Below are 16,519 nucleotides of genomic sequence, written 5' to 3' on the forward strand. Positions count from 1 at the left end.
AAATTTCTAAACTGAACGCCCTCAGCGGACAAACGTCGATTCTCGGCAGGCAAGAGGGGATGGTGCAGCCTTGCCCGGGTAAGATTTGGCCATCTGTGCTTGAAGCACCGAAGCATGCCGCCAAATCGAAAGGTCGCGAGCGAGCTCGCCCTCATCCATGAAGACGTTTAAGAAGATCATCAAGAGCCCAATTTTCATTGTGCTGATCGCGCTCATCGCGATTGGTGTTGGGTTTAGCTTTTTCACCTCGCAGGGTACGAGTGAAGTTACCACGCAAGAGGGCCTCGAGATGCTCGCCGAGGAGAAGGCGAAGGAAGTCACGATCACGCAGGGTGATAACCGCGTGACCATGGTGCTCGCCGAAGCCGACGACGAGTACGGCGAGAATGTCTTCTTCTACTACGTGGAGGCGCGCGCCGATCAGGTCATCGACGCGGTCGCCGCGGCAGAACCCGCCGATGGCTTTGACGACGAGGTGCCGGGCCCGAATTGGCTCTCCACGGCACTTTCGCTCTTGCTGCCACTGATGCTGATCGGTTTCTTCGTCTGGATCATGTTCTCAAGCATGCAGGGCGGGGGCGCGGGCGGCGCGATGAAGTTCGCGAAGTCGAAGGCGAAACTCGTCTCGAAGGAAGACCCGCAGGTGACCTTCGCCGATGTCGCGGGTGCGAATGAGGCATTAGAAGAGCTCGCGGAAATAAAAGAGTTCTTGAAAGAACCGGCGAAATTCCAGGCCGTGGGGGCGCGCATCCCCAAGGGCGTGCTGCTCTACGGCCCGCCGGGAACCGGTAAGACGCTCCTTGCCCGTGCGGTTGCGGGCGAGGCTGCCGTTCCTTTCTATTCCATCTCCGGTTCGGACTTCGTCGAGATGTTCGTGGGTGTCGGTGCGAGTCGTGTCCGCGACCTTTTCGAGCAGGCGAAACAAAACGCGCCAGCGATCATCTTCATCGATGAGATCGACGCCGTCGGTCGCCAGCGTGGCGTCGGCATGGGTGGCGGAAACGACGAGCGCGAGCAGACCCTGAACCAGTTGCTCGTCGAAATGGATGGCTTTGACGCGACGACGAACGTGATTCTCATCGCGGCTACCAACCGGCCGGATGTGCTTGACCCGGCTTTGCTTCGCCCGGGTCGCTTTGACCGCCAGATCGGTGTGGATGCGCCGGATATGCAGGGTCGCGCGCAGATTCTCTCAGTGCATGCCAAGGGCAAGCCGCTCGCAAACGATGTCGACCTGAGCTCGGTGGCGCGAAAGACCCCCGGATTCACGGGTGCGGATCTCGCGAACGTGCTCAACGAGGCGGCGCTGCTCACTGCGCGCATGAACGCGCAGATCATCGATGCGCGAGCTATCGAAGAGGCCATTGACCGCGTGATCGCCGGGCCACAGCGACGGAGTCGGGTCATGAATGACCAGGAGAAGCTGATCACCGCGTATCACGAGGGTGGCCATGCGGTCGCGGCAGCGGCGCTTCGCCACACCGACCCCGTGACGAAGATCACGATCCTGCCTCGCGGTCGCGCCCTCGGATACACGATGGTGGTGCCGCTCGAGGACAAGTACTCGGTGACTCGCAATGAGCTGCTCGACCAGCTCACCTACGCCATGGGTGGCCGCATCGCTGAAGAGATCGTGTTCCACGATCCGACCACCGGTGCATCCAACGACATCGAGAAGGCAACGAAGACCGCCCGCAAGATGATCACCGAATACGGCATGTCGAACAAGCTCGGCGCGATGAAGCTCGGTGACAACGAGGGCGACTCGCCCTATTCGCAGTCGCAGGGCGCGCCGTACTCCGACGGCACCGCGCGCGAGATCGACCACGAGGTGCAGCAGCTACTCGAGAATGCGCTGCAGGAGGCGTACTGGGTGCTCAACCACAACCGCCACGTCCTCGACCGCCTCGCAGCTGAACTGCTCGAAAAAGAGACCATCAGCCACGAGCACCTCGACGTGATCTTCGCCGATATCGTCAAGCTGCCCGAGCGTCCGCAGTGGCTGTCGAGCCCGGAGCGTCCGGTCAGCGACCAGCCGCCAGTGGAGTTGAAGCCTCACCTGCCGGTGGATGAACTCGGCCAGGGTGGTGGTCACCACGGTGGTGGTTCGGCGAGCAATACGCGGGCTGATTAGTCAGTGACTGTAGACCGGGAGCGTGCTGCGGCTGCGATTCGAGAGTTCCTCGCAGCCGCGGGTTTGCGCGCCGATGACCCTCGCTTAGCTCGCACACCCGAGCGCGTCGCGGCTGCCGCCGAAGAACTACTCGGCGGCGAGGGCGTCGACCCGGTGCCCATGCTGCGCGCCGGGCGAATCTCGGTCAGCGGCGACGCCGAGGTCCGTGGTGGCAGCGTAGATGGTGACCGCGGTGACCTCGGCAGCGGCAGCGGTGGTGGCGGTGACAGCGGTGGTGGCGGTGACGCCGCGCCGGGTACCCCAGCTTCTGCGCGGGATACCAACGCTTCCTCGTCAGATACCAGCGCTTCTTCATCAGATACCACCGAAAGTGAAGTTGACCACTCTCTAGAAAGTGGTCAACTGCATTTCGGGTGGTCCTCAAATTCGGGCACGACCCGCCCCACGCCCGGTGCTCCCGCATCTTCGTCGGGTCCCCTCACTTCGACGCCCGGTGCCACCGCTTCAGCGCCGGATACCACCGAAAGTGAAGTTGACCACTCTCTAGAAAGTGGTCAACTGCGTTTTGGGTGGTATTCAGGAGCGGCGACGGGCGGCGAAGCGGGCGGAGATCTGGGCGGCCAACCGGGCGGAGATCTGGGCGGTGAAGCGGGCGGAGATCTGGGCGGTGAAGCGGGCGGAGACCTGGACGGCGAACCGAGCCGCGAAGCAGGAGGCGAACCGGGCAGCGAATCGAGCCGCGAATACACCGACGGCAACCTCGTTCTCCTCCGGAACATCCGCTTCCGCTCGATGTGCGAGCACCACCTGCTGCCTTTCGACGGCTGGGTTCACCTGGCCTATCTCCCCGGCGACTCCATCATCGGGTTCGGCCGACTCTACGATCTAGTCGAGATCTGCTCGAGCCGCCTGACCCTGCAGGAGCGCCTCGGAGAAGAGCTCGTCGATGCCGTCATGTCCGGACTCGACGCTCACGGCGCGCTCGCGGTGATCGAAGCTCGACAAGGATGCGTGGCAGACCGAGGCCCCCGGCAGTCAGATTCAGACTCGGTCACCTTGGCCGCACGCGGCAAATTGTATGACCCGCAGATCCGCGCGGATGCGCTGCGACTGATCGCGCTTGGCGGTAGCGACCGGGATGCCGACTCCACTGAGCGTGGCCACGGTCCCAGATAGCCGGGACAAGATTTTTGATGAAGCAGACTCCGTAGGCTGAACATTGCTGAGACCCTCGACGTCGTAGAGCCGTAATCCGCGTGTTGTCGGAAGGCTGGACTAAAGTGTGCAGAAGATATCAGCCGTGCGTGGCCAATTACCTTTATTGCGCGGGGAAGAGGGCTGACCTACATGTTGCTAGCAATTACAGCTTTTATTGACGTTCCAGAAGGAGTGCCGACCGTAGGGGTGGTTAAGGCATTTCGTGACGGGCTCGAAGAACTCGAAAAGCGCGAGTCTCTAATCGATCCTGACGTTACAGTTATGAAGGCACTCCACCGAGTGAGAGTGCAAATTACGCTCGCCATGGACCCACCTGACGATGATTTGATCGAGAGTGTCCTCAGCGATGCGTTGGAAATTGGCTCATCGGGGGAGTTCGTCCTCGTTAATGATGAAGACGATGAGTTAGCCACCAATCTTCAGAAGCCTCTGCATCGCAGGGGCGCGTTGCTCACCCCGGCATGACTGCCGCGCGCCGTGCCATCGCTTTGTCGACAGATGAACGAGTAAACCTGGCGATATGGCGAGGTACGAAGCAATACGCTCCCATCGTCCTGCAGGCTATTGCAACCGTAGGAATCGGTTTCGTTCCCGGTGGGTTCGCACAGAGCAGTCCATACTCCGAATGGGCTTGGCCGCTCCTGATAGCTTCCATTCTCGCGGCTCTTGCGGGAGGAATCTGGGGTGTACGTCAGCGGCGAAGCACCGCAGAACTTGAGCGGCACGCGGCAGGTGCACATGAACGTGCTGAAGCACGGGCGGATGCGGTGAGGCGAGCATTGGATCATATTGTCCAGGAGATTATGGATGATCTAAGAGTGAACCGTGCAGAAACGCGAGGATCGGTGTACAGGCATCGGAATGACGATTTTCTGTTGGTTTCGCGTTGGTCGGAGAACCCGAAACTGCACAAGATCGGGACACTTGAATTTTCTGATGACCAGGGTGTACTTGCTGAGGCATGGGAACGCGGATTTGCGAGTACGCAAGACATGGATGAAGACCTTGAAAAGTGGCGAATCATGCAAGAGGAGCAATACAACGTGTCGAGAGATCGCGTTCTGAAACTCACTATGCATGCTCGGTCGATGCTTGCTCTCCGGATCGATCACAACGGTGACCAGCTGGGTGCGATCGTGTTGGAAAGCCGTCGTCCGCGTGGGCTCACCACAAGGCATCTTGCACAGTTGAAGGAACACATCCTCGTCCGAGCAATAGCACCACTACTCTCTATCCCCTGGTCACATTTACCGAGTGCTGCGACTTTATCCACAGAGGATCTAGGCAATCCTGGTGTCGAAACTTCCTTATCGCGGGAATAGCTCCTTAGCGCGCTGTGCTTACCCAAGCGCCTAAAACTGGAAACTCACGAGCGAATCTCCCGAAGTCAGCCAATGGTTTGTGCACTTTAGTGAACGCGCGGGCTTCACTCAAGTATTGCAACCCGGACCGGAAAAGACTTCGGTAACGGATAGATTACGGATGTTTGTGAATTTCATCTGAGCCCGTGAGGACATCCATGAAGACTCGCCGCATGATTGGCGCCGGCGCCGCCACCGCAGCTCTCCTTCTCGCAGGAGCGGTTGCGACTCCAGCGTTTGCTGCTGACCAGACCGTCACTGATCTGAACGATGCATCGTTGACTGCCGAATCACTCGTCGAGAGCCTTCTGGGTGACGACACTGAGGTCAGTAACGTGACCTTTACCGGTGACCCGCGGGGAGCTGGTGTCGCGAGCGGTTTTGAAGACGTCTTCGGTATCGACGGCGGTGTCGTGCTTGCCAGTGGTGCAGTTGCCGGATCGTCAAGCATCATCCTGGGGCCGAACACGAGTGACGGCACTTCGGTCAGCCTGGGAGCGCCCGGTGACACTGACCTCGACGCTATCGTTGCCCCTAACTCGACACGCGACGCTTCAGTCCTCGAGTTCGACTTCGTACCGCAGAGCAGCACGATTACGTTCTCGTATGTCTTCGGCTCGGATGAGTACCAAGAATATGTAGATAGCTCATTCAACGATGTCTTCGGCTTCTTCGTAAACGGCACCAACTATGCCACCGTGAATACCGCGGACGGTGTCGTTCCAGTTGCGATCAACTCGATTAACCACAAGACGAACTCATCGTTCTACGTCGATAACTACGGCGAAAACAACACCAACTTCAACACGGAACTCGACGGCTTCACCGTTGTGCTCACCTTTGAAGCACCGGTAAATGCTGGCGAGGTCAATCACATCAAGCTGGCCATCGCGGATACTTCCGACCGGTCTCGCGACTCCGCGGTGCTCATCGCCGCAGGCAGCTTCAAGTCGAACACCGCGCCTGTCGCAAACGACGTCGCCAAGGAAACCGAGTTTGACACTCCAGTCGACGTCACGCTTGACGGCACCGACGCAGACGGGGATGCACTGACTTACGAAATCGTCGATGCACCAGCCGCTGAGCAGGGCACCGTCTCGGCTGTGGACGGCAACAAGGTCACCTTCACTCCGGCCGAAGGATTCACCGGCGATGCCACGTTCACCTACCGCGTGAACGACGGCTCGGTGAACTCGGCGCCGGCAACCGTAACGGTTACCGTGCTTGAGGAAGGCACCGTCATCCCGACGCCGACGCCGACGCCGACCCCAACTGAGACCACGACGGCACCAACCACCACGCCTCCGACGACCGACCCGGCCACGTCGGTTCCCACCGCGACCGATTCAGAGTCGCCAAAGCCGGACAAGGGCGACAAGCCAGCTAAGGGCGACCAGGATGACGACGCGCTCGCATCCACCGGTGCCAGCGACATGGGTCTGCTGATCGGCCTCAGCGCAGCGCTCATGCTGGCCGGTGGCCTCGCCTTCGCCGCAAACAAGCGTCGCCGGGCATAGTTGAGCCGCGGCACGGTCTAGCCGCTACCGGCTAGACACCGCGGCACCGCGACCTCCCAACAAAAGCGCTACACCCGACCCCATCACGGGGCCGGGTGTAGCGCTTTTCGCTTCGGACAAGGCCAAAGCCGAAGTCGACTACACCAGGTCGAAGCGGTCGAGCTCGGTGACCTTGGCCCAGGCGGCGACGAAGTCCGCAACGAACTTCTCGGTGGCGTCATCGCTCGCGTAAACCTCGGCGACCGCGCGCAGCTCCGAGTTGGAACCGAAGAGCAGGTCAACGCGGGTGCCACGGCCGACGAGCTCTCCCGAACCCTCGCGGCGACCCTCGAAGGCCTGCGAGTCCGGATCGAGCGGCTTCCAAGTCGTGCCGAGGTCGAGCAGATTCACGAAATAGTCGTTCGTGAGCTGCCCCGGGCGGTCGGTGAACACACCGTAGTCCGAGCCGTCCCAGTTCGCGGCGAGCGCGCGCAGTCCACCCACGAGCACCGTCATCTCGGGCGCCGAGAGGGTCAGCAGGTTCGCCTTATCCACGAGCGCGTGCTCCTGCGGGAGCACCGCGTTCGGCCCGTAGTAGTTCCGGAAACCATCCGCGATCGGCTCGAGCACGCCGAAGGAATTCACATCGGTCTGCTCCGCAGAAGCATCCGTCCGGCCCGGGTGGAACGGCACGGTGACCTCGTGACCCGCATCCGCCGCCGCCTTTTCGATGGCCGCGTTGCCCGCGAGCACGATCAGGTCGGCGAGCGAAACCCGCTTGCCATCGGCGCGGCCCTCGTTGAACGAAGCCTGCACCCGCTCGAGCACCTCCAACACGCGGCCGAGTCGCTCGGGGTTGTTCGCGCTCCAGTTGCGCTGCGGTTCGAGGCGGATGCGCGCACCGTTGGCACCGCCGCGCTTGTCGCTACCGCGGTAGGTGGATGCTGCCGCCCAGGTGGTCGCGACGAGGTCGCCGATGCTGAGCCCCGCATCCAGAATCTGCTGCTTCAGCGAGGCGGCTTCGGATGCGTCGATCAGCTCGTGATCGACGGCCGGCACCGGATCTTCCCAGATGAGGGCTTCCTGCGGAACTTCCGGCCCGAGCAGGCGAATCTTCGGGCCCATGTCGCGGTGGGTGAGCTTGTACCAGGCACGTCCGAAGGCATCCTCGAAGGCCCCGAGGTCGTCCTTGAAGCGACGCGAGATTTTCGCGTACTCGGGGTCCACGCGCAGCGAAATGTCGGTGGTGAGCATGCGCGGTTCGCGGCGGCCGCTACCGTGCGCCATTGGCACCATGTCCTCACCGCCGCCGTCCTTCGGGCGCCACTGGTAGGCGCCGGCCGGGCTCTTCATGAGTTCCCACTCGTAGGCGTAGAGGATGTGGAAGAACTCGTTGTCCCAGCGTGTGGGGTGGTAGGTCCAGGTGACCTCGATACCCGAGGTGATCTGGTCATCCCCCTTGCCGCTGGCGTGGTTGTTCTTCCAGCCAAGGCCCTGCATTTCCAGGCCCGCCGCTTCGGGGTTGTCTTCGAGATTCGAGTCGGGCGCGGCGCCGTGGGTCTTACCGAAGGTGTGGCCACCGGCGATGAGCGCGACGGTTTCCTCGTCGTTCATCGCCATGCGGGCGAAGGTTTCGCGGATGTCGTGGGCCGCGGCGAGCGGGTCAGGCTCGCCCTCCGGGCCTTCCGGGTTCACGTAGATGAGACCCATGGTGGTCGCGGCGAGCGGCTTTTCGAGGTCACGGTCACCGGTGTAGCGCTTGTCGGTGCCGAGCCACGTGGTTTCGCTGCCCCAGTAAACATCGTCGTCCGGTTCCCAGGCTTCCACGCGACCGCCGCCGAAACCGAAGGTCTTCATGCCCATCGATTCGAGCGCGACGTTCCCAGCGAGGATCATCAGGTCGCCCCAGGAAATGTTCTTGCCGTACTTCTTCTTGACCGGCCAGAGGACGCGGCGCGCCTTGTCGAGACCGACGTTGTCGGGCCAGCTATTGAGCGGAGCAAAACGCTGCTGGCCGGTGCCCGCACCACCGCGACCGTCGTAGATGCGGTAGGTGCCCGCGGCGTGCCAGGCCATGCGGATGATCAGCGGACCGTAATTGCCGAAGTCGGCAGGCCACCATTCCTGCGAGGTCGTGAGGGTCTGGGCGATCTCTTGCTTGACCTCGTCGAGGTTCAGTGTGTCGAAGGCCGCGCGATAGTCGAAGTCCTCACCGATCGGGTTCGCGACGGCGGGGTTCTTCGCAAGGATCTTCAGGTTGAGCTGGTTTGGCCACCACACCTGGTTGGCGTTGCCGGCGGTGGGGTGAGGCTGATTGTGCACGACCGGGCAGGTGGCCTCTTCGGCCTGCGCTTCGGCGGCGTCGGAGACGGTAACTGACTGGTCAATGTCAGTGTCGTTCTCGCCGATTTCGGTGACGGCTTCGTCGGGGTTGGACATTTCAGATCCTTCCATGATCACGGGTGGTCGTTCGGGGTGGTGGTTGTTGGATGCGGGATGCGGCTACCGGTTCAGTCGGTGGGAGCATGCGGGCGCAGGGGTGGTGGATGCGCGGGGTGGCGGATGTAGGGTCGGCATCGGCTATTCGGCTGCGTTGGACTGGGTGCAGTCCGGACAGACGCCCCAGTAGGTGACCTCGGATTCTTCGACGACGTAGCCGTGCGTGTCCGAGGGCTCGAGACAGGGAGCGTGGCCGACGGCGCAGTCGATATCGACGATGGAATTGCAGGCTCGGCAGATCAGATGATGGTGATTGTCGGTGATGCGCAGCTCGAAGAGCATCGGCAAACCGGCGGGCTTGATGCGTCGAACGAGTCCCGCATTCGTGAAGTCGGTAAGCGCGTTGTAGATCGACTGCATGCTGGTCGCCGGCAGCTTCGCCGAGATCGAGTCGAACACGTCCTCCGCCCGCGCGTGTGGATGCTCTTCAAGCGCTTCGTACACCGCGGCCCGCGTGGCAGTCAGGCGCAGCCCGGCGGCCCGGATGGTTTCGATGGAGGTAGTCACTGGCAAGCCCTAGGCCGAATTGATGATTTGAGTGAACCAAAGTTGAGAGGAACTCAACAAACGCTCGGAGCGATTAAGGCAGTTAGGCTGACCTAAGTCAACGAGAAAACTGTGATTCTCGGCAGATTTGCGGACAACAGTGTCGAGGGATCGGTGCCGCCTGAGTGCTTCCGAGAGGAAATGCGTCCAGTGCGAAGCAAACCGGCCGTGCCGGCTCGCGAGGTGAATTCCCTGGTCAGATAGTGCGAGAAGATAAACACCATGACTGATTCCTCGCAGACCTCTTCCGCCAATACCGAGATCATGGCGGTGCTGAACGTCACGCCCGACTCGTTTTCGGATGGTGGCTCGGTCGAGGCGCCGAGCGAGGCGGAGCGCACGGCGCGCGCGGTTGAGAAGGCACTGACCATGGTCGAACAGGGCGCGACGATCGTCGACGTGGGCGGTGAATCGACCCGTCCGGGCGCCCAGCGAGTACCGCAGGCGGAAGAATCCGCACGCGTAGTGCCCGTGGTGCGCGAACTCATTCGTGCCGGAGTAACGGTCTCGGTCGACACGATGTATGCGGCTACCGCAGCCGCCTGCCTTGAAGCCGGAGACGTCTTCATCAATGACGTTTCGGGCGGCCTCGCCGATGACGCCATGCTCCGCACCGTCGCCGAGCGCGAGGGTCGCTTCATCCTGAGCCACTGGCGTGGCCATTCAGTGGTGATGAATGACCTCGCGGTGTACGAAGACGCCGCAACTGAAATCAAGTCAGAGTTGCTGCAGATGCGGGATCGGGCCGTCGAAGCGGGGATAGCGGCCGATCGGATTGTGCTCGACCCCGGCCTCGGGTTCGCGAAGGACCGAGACGACAACTGGTCGGTACTGCAACGGCTCGACGAATTCCTGACACTCGGGCATCCACTGCTCATCGGCGTCAGCCGCAAGCGCTTCATGGGTGCGCTGCTCGAGCCGGATGCGCACGTGCACGAGCGGGATCTGCCCACCGCGATCGTCTCGGCCCTTTGCGCCGAACGAGGCGTGTGGGGCGTTCGGGTACACAACGTCGAGGCGACCAAAATCGCGATGGATGTCGTGGCCGCCTGGCAGCAGGGGAGGCAAAGCTAGCCCCCACGCACCTCGACAGGCGGGCATTGATATCGTCGTACGGATGGCAAAACGACGCTCGGCATCGCTCCCGCTGACCGAACGCACGAAGATTCGCCGCCGAAACCTGGCGATTATCGCGGCGGCGGCAGTTGCGACACTCATCATAATTGTGGCGGTGTTCCCCAGAAGTGATGAGCCGCATACTGGACAAAGCACCTCGACGCCGGGGCCTTCTTATCCGCAAGACATTGAAGAGTCCTGGGCTTCAGACCCGGCGAACCAGATAAATGCTCCTGGTTTTGATCCCTATCCGCCCACGTTTAAGTTGCCCGATGCGTCCACGCTGACAGAGGGTGCGGTCACCACGGATTTCGCTCTTGAGTCTGAAACGACACCCTTCGACGGCACCGTGGGGTTCAGTTTTGAAGGGACCGATTTAGCATCGCCGATGTGGGGTTCCAATGACTCGAATATCGGCGAGATGCTGGCGGGCGTGCAGAATCCCGTGTTGCGCTTCGGTGGAATCCGCGGCGATAAGTACCTGTGGTGGACGTCTTCGAACGAACCGATGCCTGAGTGGGCTGAAGTCACCGTCACCCCTGAAAATCTCGAGCATGTCGCTGCCGTTGCCGAAGAAGCGGATGCGTCGGTCAGCTTGGTCGTGAGTCTCGCGCGCGAAGACGCTGATCGTGCGGCTGATATGACGGCACACGCGCGCGAGATCTTTGGCGAGCGCCTCGTCGCCGTCACGGTCGGCAATGAGCCCAATGGCTATTTCCAGCCAACCGACCCGGAGAGGTCGACGCGGGGCGAAGATTGGGGTCCAGCGGAATACAAAGAGTCTCTCGAGGAGTTTGGTGCAACGATCGAGGAGGCCTCGCCGGGAACTCCCTTCAGCGGTCCGGGAGCCTACGACGCGCCGTGGTGGCGTGCGTATGCCGACTCGAATCTGCCGAATAAGCAGTCGCTGTCGATGCACTGGTATCCGCTGTGGGATTGTGCAGGGCCGGATACCTCAACCGCGAATCCGACGTTGGAAGACCTCGTTTCACCACAACTGCGCGAAAGCGCAAACAAGATTGTCGGTATGGGGGCTGCGACCGCAGCGGAATACGGGTTACCGCTGTGGATCGAAGAAACGGGCCCAACTTCGTGCCCAGGGGGCAACGAAACTTCGCGCACCCACGCTCAAGCACTGTGGACTACGGATTACGTCCTCACCGCGGCGCAACTGGGAGCTGAGCGCATCGCATTCCACTCCACACTGATGGCCTGCGAAGGTGGCGCCCCCATGAGTCCGGTATGTGCGACTGGCAGTTACGGCGACCCGGGGGTGCTCCTCGAGGGCCGCACGAGCTATCTGGCGCTCATGCAACTGAGCTGGATTCCCGAGGGTGTGATGCTGTCCCCCACGGTCGACGGCGACGGCACAATCATGGTGCACGCCGTGCTTGGCAACGATGGTTCAATCACGGTGGTCATCAGTGATCTTCGGGATCCGGCCTCGACGAGCAACGCGATACCGGTTGAGGTGGCAGCGCCCGAGGGGCTCGATCAGGATGCACCGAGCAGTTGGTCTCCCGTCAGCGGTTCCCAGCTCAGCGGCGATGCGCTATCTGCGCAAGCGAGCACGCTCAGCGCCCTGGTGCCGGTTGATCATGAGCTCGCGGCACTCGAATTGAGCAGCAATCAAACGCTCACGGTTGCCAGTGAGCCGGGATCCACGACGATGCTCGTTCTCGAGCCGACGAGCAATTGACACGGAGCGATCGAGAACTTCAGCAATCAAGCATAGATGGGGCAGGATGGATGCATGACTCCACGGCAGCACAGGTACGAGTTCGGTGAGCGTTCATGAACGGTGACGCGACTGCCGCGAGCTCCACGCCAGTCGGACCCAACGGCGCCCAGGTGCACCCTGCACTGCAAGCAATCAGGCTGATGCCGACCCGCCCGGGTCCGGAAGCGCATCCGGCCTTGCCCGCACCGGAACTTGATCGCATTACGATCAAGCGGCTGCACGTGCACGGTCGCCACGGCGTCTTCGCCCACGAGCGCGCCTCCGGGCAGGACTTCTACATCGATGCCGAGGTCTGGATCGACACGCGGGCTGCGGCGCAGACGGACGAGATCGAAGACACGCTGCACTACGGGCACCTCATGCGCGCGCTCTACGAAGTCGCCATGAAAGAGCCGGTCGACCTCCTCGAGACGCTCGCGGAACGGCTCGCCGCGGTGACCTTCGCGTTTTCCGGCCCACAAGCAGTGCGCATCACGGTGCACAAACCGCAGGCTCCCGTGAAGTTGCGATTTGAGGATGTCACGGTGTCGGTACTTCGCTACCGTCCCGAGGGCGCCGAGCCAGAGGTACCACGTCTGCCGCACTCGCGCGCGGTGATCGCGCTCGGCGCCAACCTTGGTGCGCGTGAAGCGGCGATACGCGACGCGATGGATGAGATTGAGACGATCGAAGGCGTGTGGCCACACCGCCGTTCGAGCCTTTATGAGACACCCGCGCTCACGACGCACGGCATTGATGAGACCGTTCCTTCCTACCTCAACGCTGTTATCACGGTGCATACCGATCTGGCCCCACACCAGTTGCTCGATCAATTGCAGGCGATTGAGGATGCGCACGGTCGCGTCCGCCAGGAACGGTGGGGGAGCAGGACTCTCGACCTCGATCTCATCGAGCACGGCGGGCTCGAGTTCGAGGATGCCCGGCTCACGCTGCCGCATCCTCGCGCCTTTGAGCGTGCTTTCGTGCTCGCGCCCTGGGCCGAGATCGAACCGGAAGCCGCGCTCACGAACCGAGGTCCGATTCGACAGCTGCTCGAGCAAACGAATGACGAAGTGCAGCGGTATCAGGCATGACACGCACGAACCCGTGGCTGCTTCTGCTGCTTGTGCTCGCGGGCGGCGCCGTCGGCTGGGCCGCAGAGACATGGCTGACCTCGAACGGCAGCGGCACGCTGCTGCCCTCGATGCCTTTTTCTATCACCTTGCTCGGGCTCGCGGTGGTGGTACTCGCGATCGCGTGGCCCGTTCGTCGATACACGGTTGCAGTGCGCAAAGCGAATGAAGCCCTGGACCGTTCGCACCGGCACGGAAACGGCGCGGCCGAGACTCAGGATGCGCAGGCAGCGGCGCGCGAGGTCAGTCGGCTTCGCGTCGACCCATTTCGGGCCACGTTCGCGGTTGCACTCGCGAAGGCTTCGAGCTTGGCCGGAAGCTTGTTCATGGGCGGTTCGGCTGCGGCGCTGACCTGGCTATTGACCCGCACGGTGGTCGGCTCGGGAGTGGCAGAGTCGGTGTTCGCGACGATCGCTGCGGCGGTCCTCGTGATCGCTGGGATTATTGCCGAATCCTGGTGTGTCCTACCACCGGAGGACGGCGAAGGTGCTGAAACGCTTTCACCGAGCTAATCGGCGCTTCGCTGCAAGGCAAACCGCATCGGTTTCTCTTCGCGAGAATTCGTCGGCCTAGTTCGGTCCGCCGTCTCCGGAGGGCGCCGGGTCGCCGTCAGAGTCAGAATCGCCGACTGCATCGGCATTAGCATCTGCACTGGAGCTTGGGTCAGCGCCTGCGTCGGAGCTACCCATCGTGTCGCCATCGGCGGACGTATTCGTGTCGCTGCTCCCCGAGGATGCGTTGCTACCGACGCCATCGACACCACTCGACGACGTACTTGAGCCACTACCGCTCCCGCCGGAGCCAGATCCAGAACCGGAGCCGGACCCAGAACCGCCACCGGGCCCAGAACTGCCGCCTGACCCAGAACTGCCACCGGATCCAGATCCGCCACCCGAACCAGAACCGGTTCCACCGCCAGTTCCACCACCGCCATCGGGCCCGCTTCCTCCGGTTCCGGCGTCACCATTCACGGGTGGACCGCCCGCCCCTTCGGCATCACCGACGGCATCGGTCGAGGAATCTGTCGCCGCATCTATGCCCGAACTGTCTTCGGACGGCTCTACGGTCGTTTCCTCCGGCGCAGTGGGCGTCGATGTCGGCGAGGCAGATGGCGACTGCGGCACTGTCGGCGAAGCGGTGGCCGCGGCCGTCGGTGCAACCGTGTGGGTCGAGAACGGAACCGTCGCACTGTGCTCGTCGAACCAGGTCGGAACAACCGCGGAACCGACCACAGCACCGGCGCTCACCACCACCACGCCGCTCCAAAACAGCGGCTTTCGAATGAGTGCCGAGAGTCGCTCACGCGCGGTAAGCGGCACCGGCGCGGCCGCTTCAATCGTCTCCCCTTCGAGATCGTGAAACTCGATCGGGTCCTCGTTCAGCATCACGGCGGTTAGGGATGCGCCGGCGGATCGTATGTTGCGAGGTCATCGGTCGCGAATTTCTCGCGGAGGACTTCCATTTCGTCCCAGTTGACATGTACGACCGATTGGTCACCGATCATGCCGGTACCGTTTGTCGGCATCGTGAACGTCGTAACGTCTCTGATGCGCACCGAGGACATTGATTGCGCGAGATCGAACATCACCGAGCCATTGAGCGAAGAGTCGGTTGCGACATAGGGCGTGACCGAGCCGAGCAGATTATTGAGCTTGCCGGGGTTGGTGAGTGTGTCACGCGACAGCACCGCGGACATCACGCCCTTCAGGAACAGCTGTTGGTTCTCGACGCGCTGGTAGTCACCGTCAGTGAAGGATTGGCGCTCGCGCACGAAGACCAGAGCTTGGTCGCCATCCAGAGTGATCGGCCCAGTCGGGAAGTCGTAGCCGGCCTGGGAGAACGCATTCTGATTGTGCACGGTCACACCACCGAGGGCATCGGTAACGCCTTTGAACCCGTTGAAGTCGATCATCGCGACGTGGTCGATGCGCTGGTCCAGCAGACCTTCCACCGTCTGCACCATCAGCGGCATGCCGCCAAGCGCAAGGGCTGCGTTCACTTTCATTTCACCGTGACCGGGGATTTCTACCCATGAGTCACGCATAATCGACATCAACTGAACCGATTCGCGGTCGGCAGGGATGTGCGCAACCATGATCGTATCGGCGCGACTCCCCAGGTCTTCGAGGAGCGATTGGGAGGAGTCAGCGCGTGAATCAGAGCCGAGCAGCAGGATGTTCAACGGGGCGTTCTCACCCTCGGGCACCTCAACGGCGTCTGGGCGAAGAGACTCGTCGGGGAAGGCGGATTCGATTGTTTCGATCTCGTTCAGTTTCGACTGCACGCTCCACCAGACGACTCCCGCAGCAGCGACGACTAACACCAGCAGAACGATGAGTACGATCTGCCAGACTTTGAGACGGCGTCGGCGTGACGAAGTTTCTCCGGTTGTCATGAGCGACATTGTCCCATGTTGTAGCGGCAAACGGTGATTTTCGCGCGTTGCTGCCACCACATGGCTGGTACTTACCGCAAACCTGTTCACCCATTGTTTTGCAGGTGGTTACCTATGATGGTCAAATGAACCCTTCGCGACCGGTGGCAGTCACCATCTTTGGCAGCTGCGTGAGTCGCGACACGCTTGAGACGATGGACCGGACCGTGTATCCGATTCTCGCGTATGTCTCACGTCAATCGCTGCTAACTGCGGGTACGGATGCATCGGCACACCTTCCCGAGCACTATACGACTTCGAATCGATTCCAACTCCGCAATGTCCGGCGCGATATTGAGGGCCACCAGCTCGACACGATTGTGGCAGCGGGGGAACCCGAGGTCTTGCTTTGGGACCTCGTGGATGAGCGACATGGCATTTTCGAGTTTGGTGATGGGGCGGTAATTACTCGCAGCGTGGATGTGCTCGGCGTCCCGGAGTTCTCGGAAGCAACGGAAGCGGCGCGGGTTGTGCGCTTCGGCAGTGATGAGCATTTCAACCGTTGGACGGATGCCGCGCAAATCTTCCTCTCCGAATTGGATGCTTTAGGCTATCGCGACCGCGTGCTCGTACTCGCGGTGAATTGGGCAGCTGTCGACGTCGAGGGAATGCCGACGCCTCTGTCGATGGGGAAGAGCTCTGGGCAAGCCAATTCGATGTTTGCACGCTATTACGCGTATCTCGAAGAGCTTGGGCTGCCGGTGTTTCGTATCGATGACGCGGTCGCTGACCCCGATCATCGTTGGGGCCCAGCCCCTTTCCACTACACTTCTGACGTATACGCGCGAATCCACGAAGCGATCGACGAGCATGTGCGACAACGCCGCGGCTAAGTGATCGCTGCAGACCGGCCGACGACGAA

General features: G+C 61.7%; 14 protein-coding genes. 10 read left to right on the forward strand and 4 right to left on the reverse strand.

The window, feature by feature from the left end:
• Positions 1–157 precede the first annotated feature (157 nt).
• From ftsH to ACTHXA_RS10735, 5 genes are all read left to right on the forward strand, one after another.
• Positions 158–2,134, forward strand: a complete 1,977-nt coding sequence (ftsH, locus tag ACTHXA_RS10715) for an ATP-dependent zinc metalloprotease FtsH (protein WP_441672189.1) — start codon at positions 158–160, stop codon at positions 2,132–2,134.
• A 3-nt stretch (positions 2,135–2,137) separates the two neighbouring features.
• Positions 2,138–3,310 carry a GTP cyclohydrolase I gene (locus ACTHXA_RS10720; protein ID WP_441672190.1) on the forward strand — a complete coding sequence of 391 codons (1,173 nt, stop codon included), beginning with the start codon at positions 2,138–2,140 and terminating at the stop codon, positions 3,308–3,310.
• A gap of 171 nt (positions 3,311–3,481) precedes the next feature.
• Positions 3,482–3,817, forward strand: coding sequence for a hypothetical protein (locus ACTHXA_RS10725; RefSeq protein ID WP_441672191.1), 336 nt, complete (start codon positions 3,482–3,484; stop codon positions 3,815–3,817).
• The gene (locus ACTHXA_RS10730; protein ID WP_441672192.1) at positions 3,814–4,674 is read left to right on the forward strand and encodes a hypothetical protein; all 861 of its coding nucleotides are present in this window, start codon (positions 3,814–3,816) and stop codon (positions 4,672–4,674) included. Before ACTHXA_RS10725 ends, ACTHXA_RS10730 begins: the two co-directional genes overlap by 4 nt.
• A gap of 197 nt (positions 4,675–4,871) precedes the next feature.
• Positions 4,872–6,230 carry a choice-of-anchor L domain-containing protein gene (locus ACTHXA_RS10735; RefSeq protein ID WP_441672194.1) on the forward strand — a complete coding sequence of 453 codons (1,359 nt, stop codon included), beginning with the start codon at positions 4,872–4,874 and terminating at the stop codon, positions 6,228–6,230.
• A gap of 138 nt (positions 6,231–6,368) precedes the next feature.
• On the opposite strand, the gene katG is transcribed toward ACTHXA_RS10735, so the two are convergent.
• Together katG and ACTHXA_RS10745 are read right to left on the reverse strand one after the other, a co-directional pair.
• Positions 6,369–8,648, reverse strand: a complete 2,280-nt coding sequence (gene katG / locus ACTHXA_RS10740; RefSeq protein WP_441672196.1) for a catalase/peroxidase HPI — start codon at positions 8,646–8,648, stop codon at positions 6,369–6,371.
• Positions 8,649–8,789: 141 nt separating this feature from the next.
• Positions 8,790–9,221, reverse strand: a complete 432-nt coding sequence (locus tag ACTHXA_RS10745; protein WP_441672198.1) for a Fur family transcriptional regulator — start codon at positions 9,219–9,221, stop codon at positions 8,790–8,792.
• 255 nt (positions 9,222–9,476) lie between these two features.
• On the opposite strand from ACTHXA_RS10745, the gene folP reads away from it, so the two are divergent.
• The 4 genes from folP (at position 9,477) to ACTHXA_RS10765 (ending at position 13,735) form a co-directional block, all read left to right on the forward strand.
• Complete coding sequence (folP, locus tag ACTHXA_RS10750; RefSeq protein WP_441672200.1) at positions 9,477–10,328, forward strand: dihydropteroate synthase; 852 nt, start codon at positions 9,477–9,479, stop codon at positions 10,326–10,328.
• A gap of 43 nt (positions 10,329–10,371) precedes the next feature.
• Complete coding sequence (locus ACTHXA_RS10755) at positions 10,372–12,069, forward strand: hypothetical protein (protein WP_441672202.1); 1,698 nt, start codon at positions 10,372–10,374, stop codon at positions 12,067–12,069.
• Positions 12,070–12,164: 95 nt separating this feature from the next.
• Positions 12,165–13,184, forward strand: a complete 1,020-nt coding sequence (folK, locus tag ACTHXA_RS10760) for a 2-amino-4-hydroxy-6-hydroxymethyldihydropteridine diphosphokinase (protein ID WP_441672204.1) — start codon at positions 12,165–12,167, stop codon at positions 13,182–13,184.
• Complete coding sequence (locus ACTHXA_RS10765; RefSeq protein WP_441672206.1) at positions 13,181–13,735, forward strand: DUF3180 domain-containing protein; 555 nt, start codon at positions 13,181–13,183, stop codon at positions 13,733–13,735. The genes folK and ACTHXA_RS10765 overlap by 4 nt, the downstream gene beginning before the upstream one ends.
• 57 nt (positions 13,736–13,792) lie before the next feature.
• On the opposite strand, the gene ACTHXA_RS10770 is transcribed toward ACTHXA_RS10765, so the two are convergent.
• Complete coding sequence (locus ACTHXA_RS10770; RefSeq protein WP_441672207.1) at positions 13,793–14,611, reverse strand: hypothetical protein; 819 nt, start codon at positions 14,609–14,611, stop codon at positions 13,793–13,795.
• Between the two features lie 5 nt (positions 14,612–14,616).
• Entirely contained in the window at positions 14,617–15,618 is a 1,002-nt protein-coding gene (locus ACTHXA_RS10775; RefSeq protein ID WP_441672209.1) for an LCP family protein, read from the reverse strand.
• A gap of 125 nt (positions 15,619–15,743) precedes the next feature.
• On the opposite strand from ACTHXA_RS10775, the gene ACTHXA_RS10780 reads away from it, so the two are divergent.
• Complete coding sequence (locus ACTHXA_RS10780; RefSeq protein WP_441672211.1) at positions 15,744–16,490, forward strand: DUF6270 domain-containing protein; 747 nt, start codon at positions 15,744–15,746, stop codon at positions 16,488–16,490.
• Positions 16,491–16,519 lie beyond the last annotated feature (29 nt).

Source organism: Gulosibacter sp. (genome assembly GCF_052090685.1).
GTDB lineage: Bacteria > Actinomycetota > Actinomycetes > Actinomycetales > Microbacteriaceae > Gulosibacter.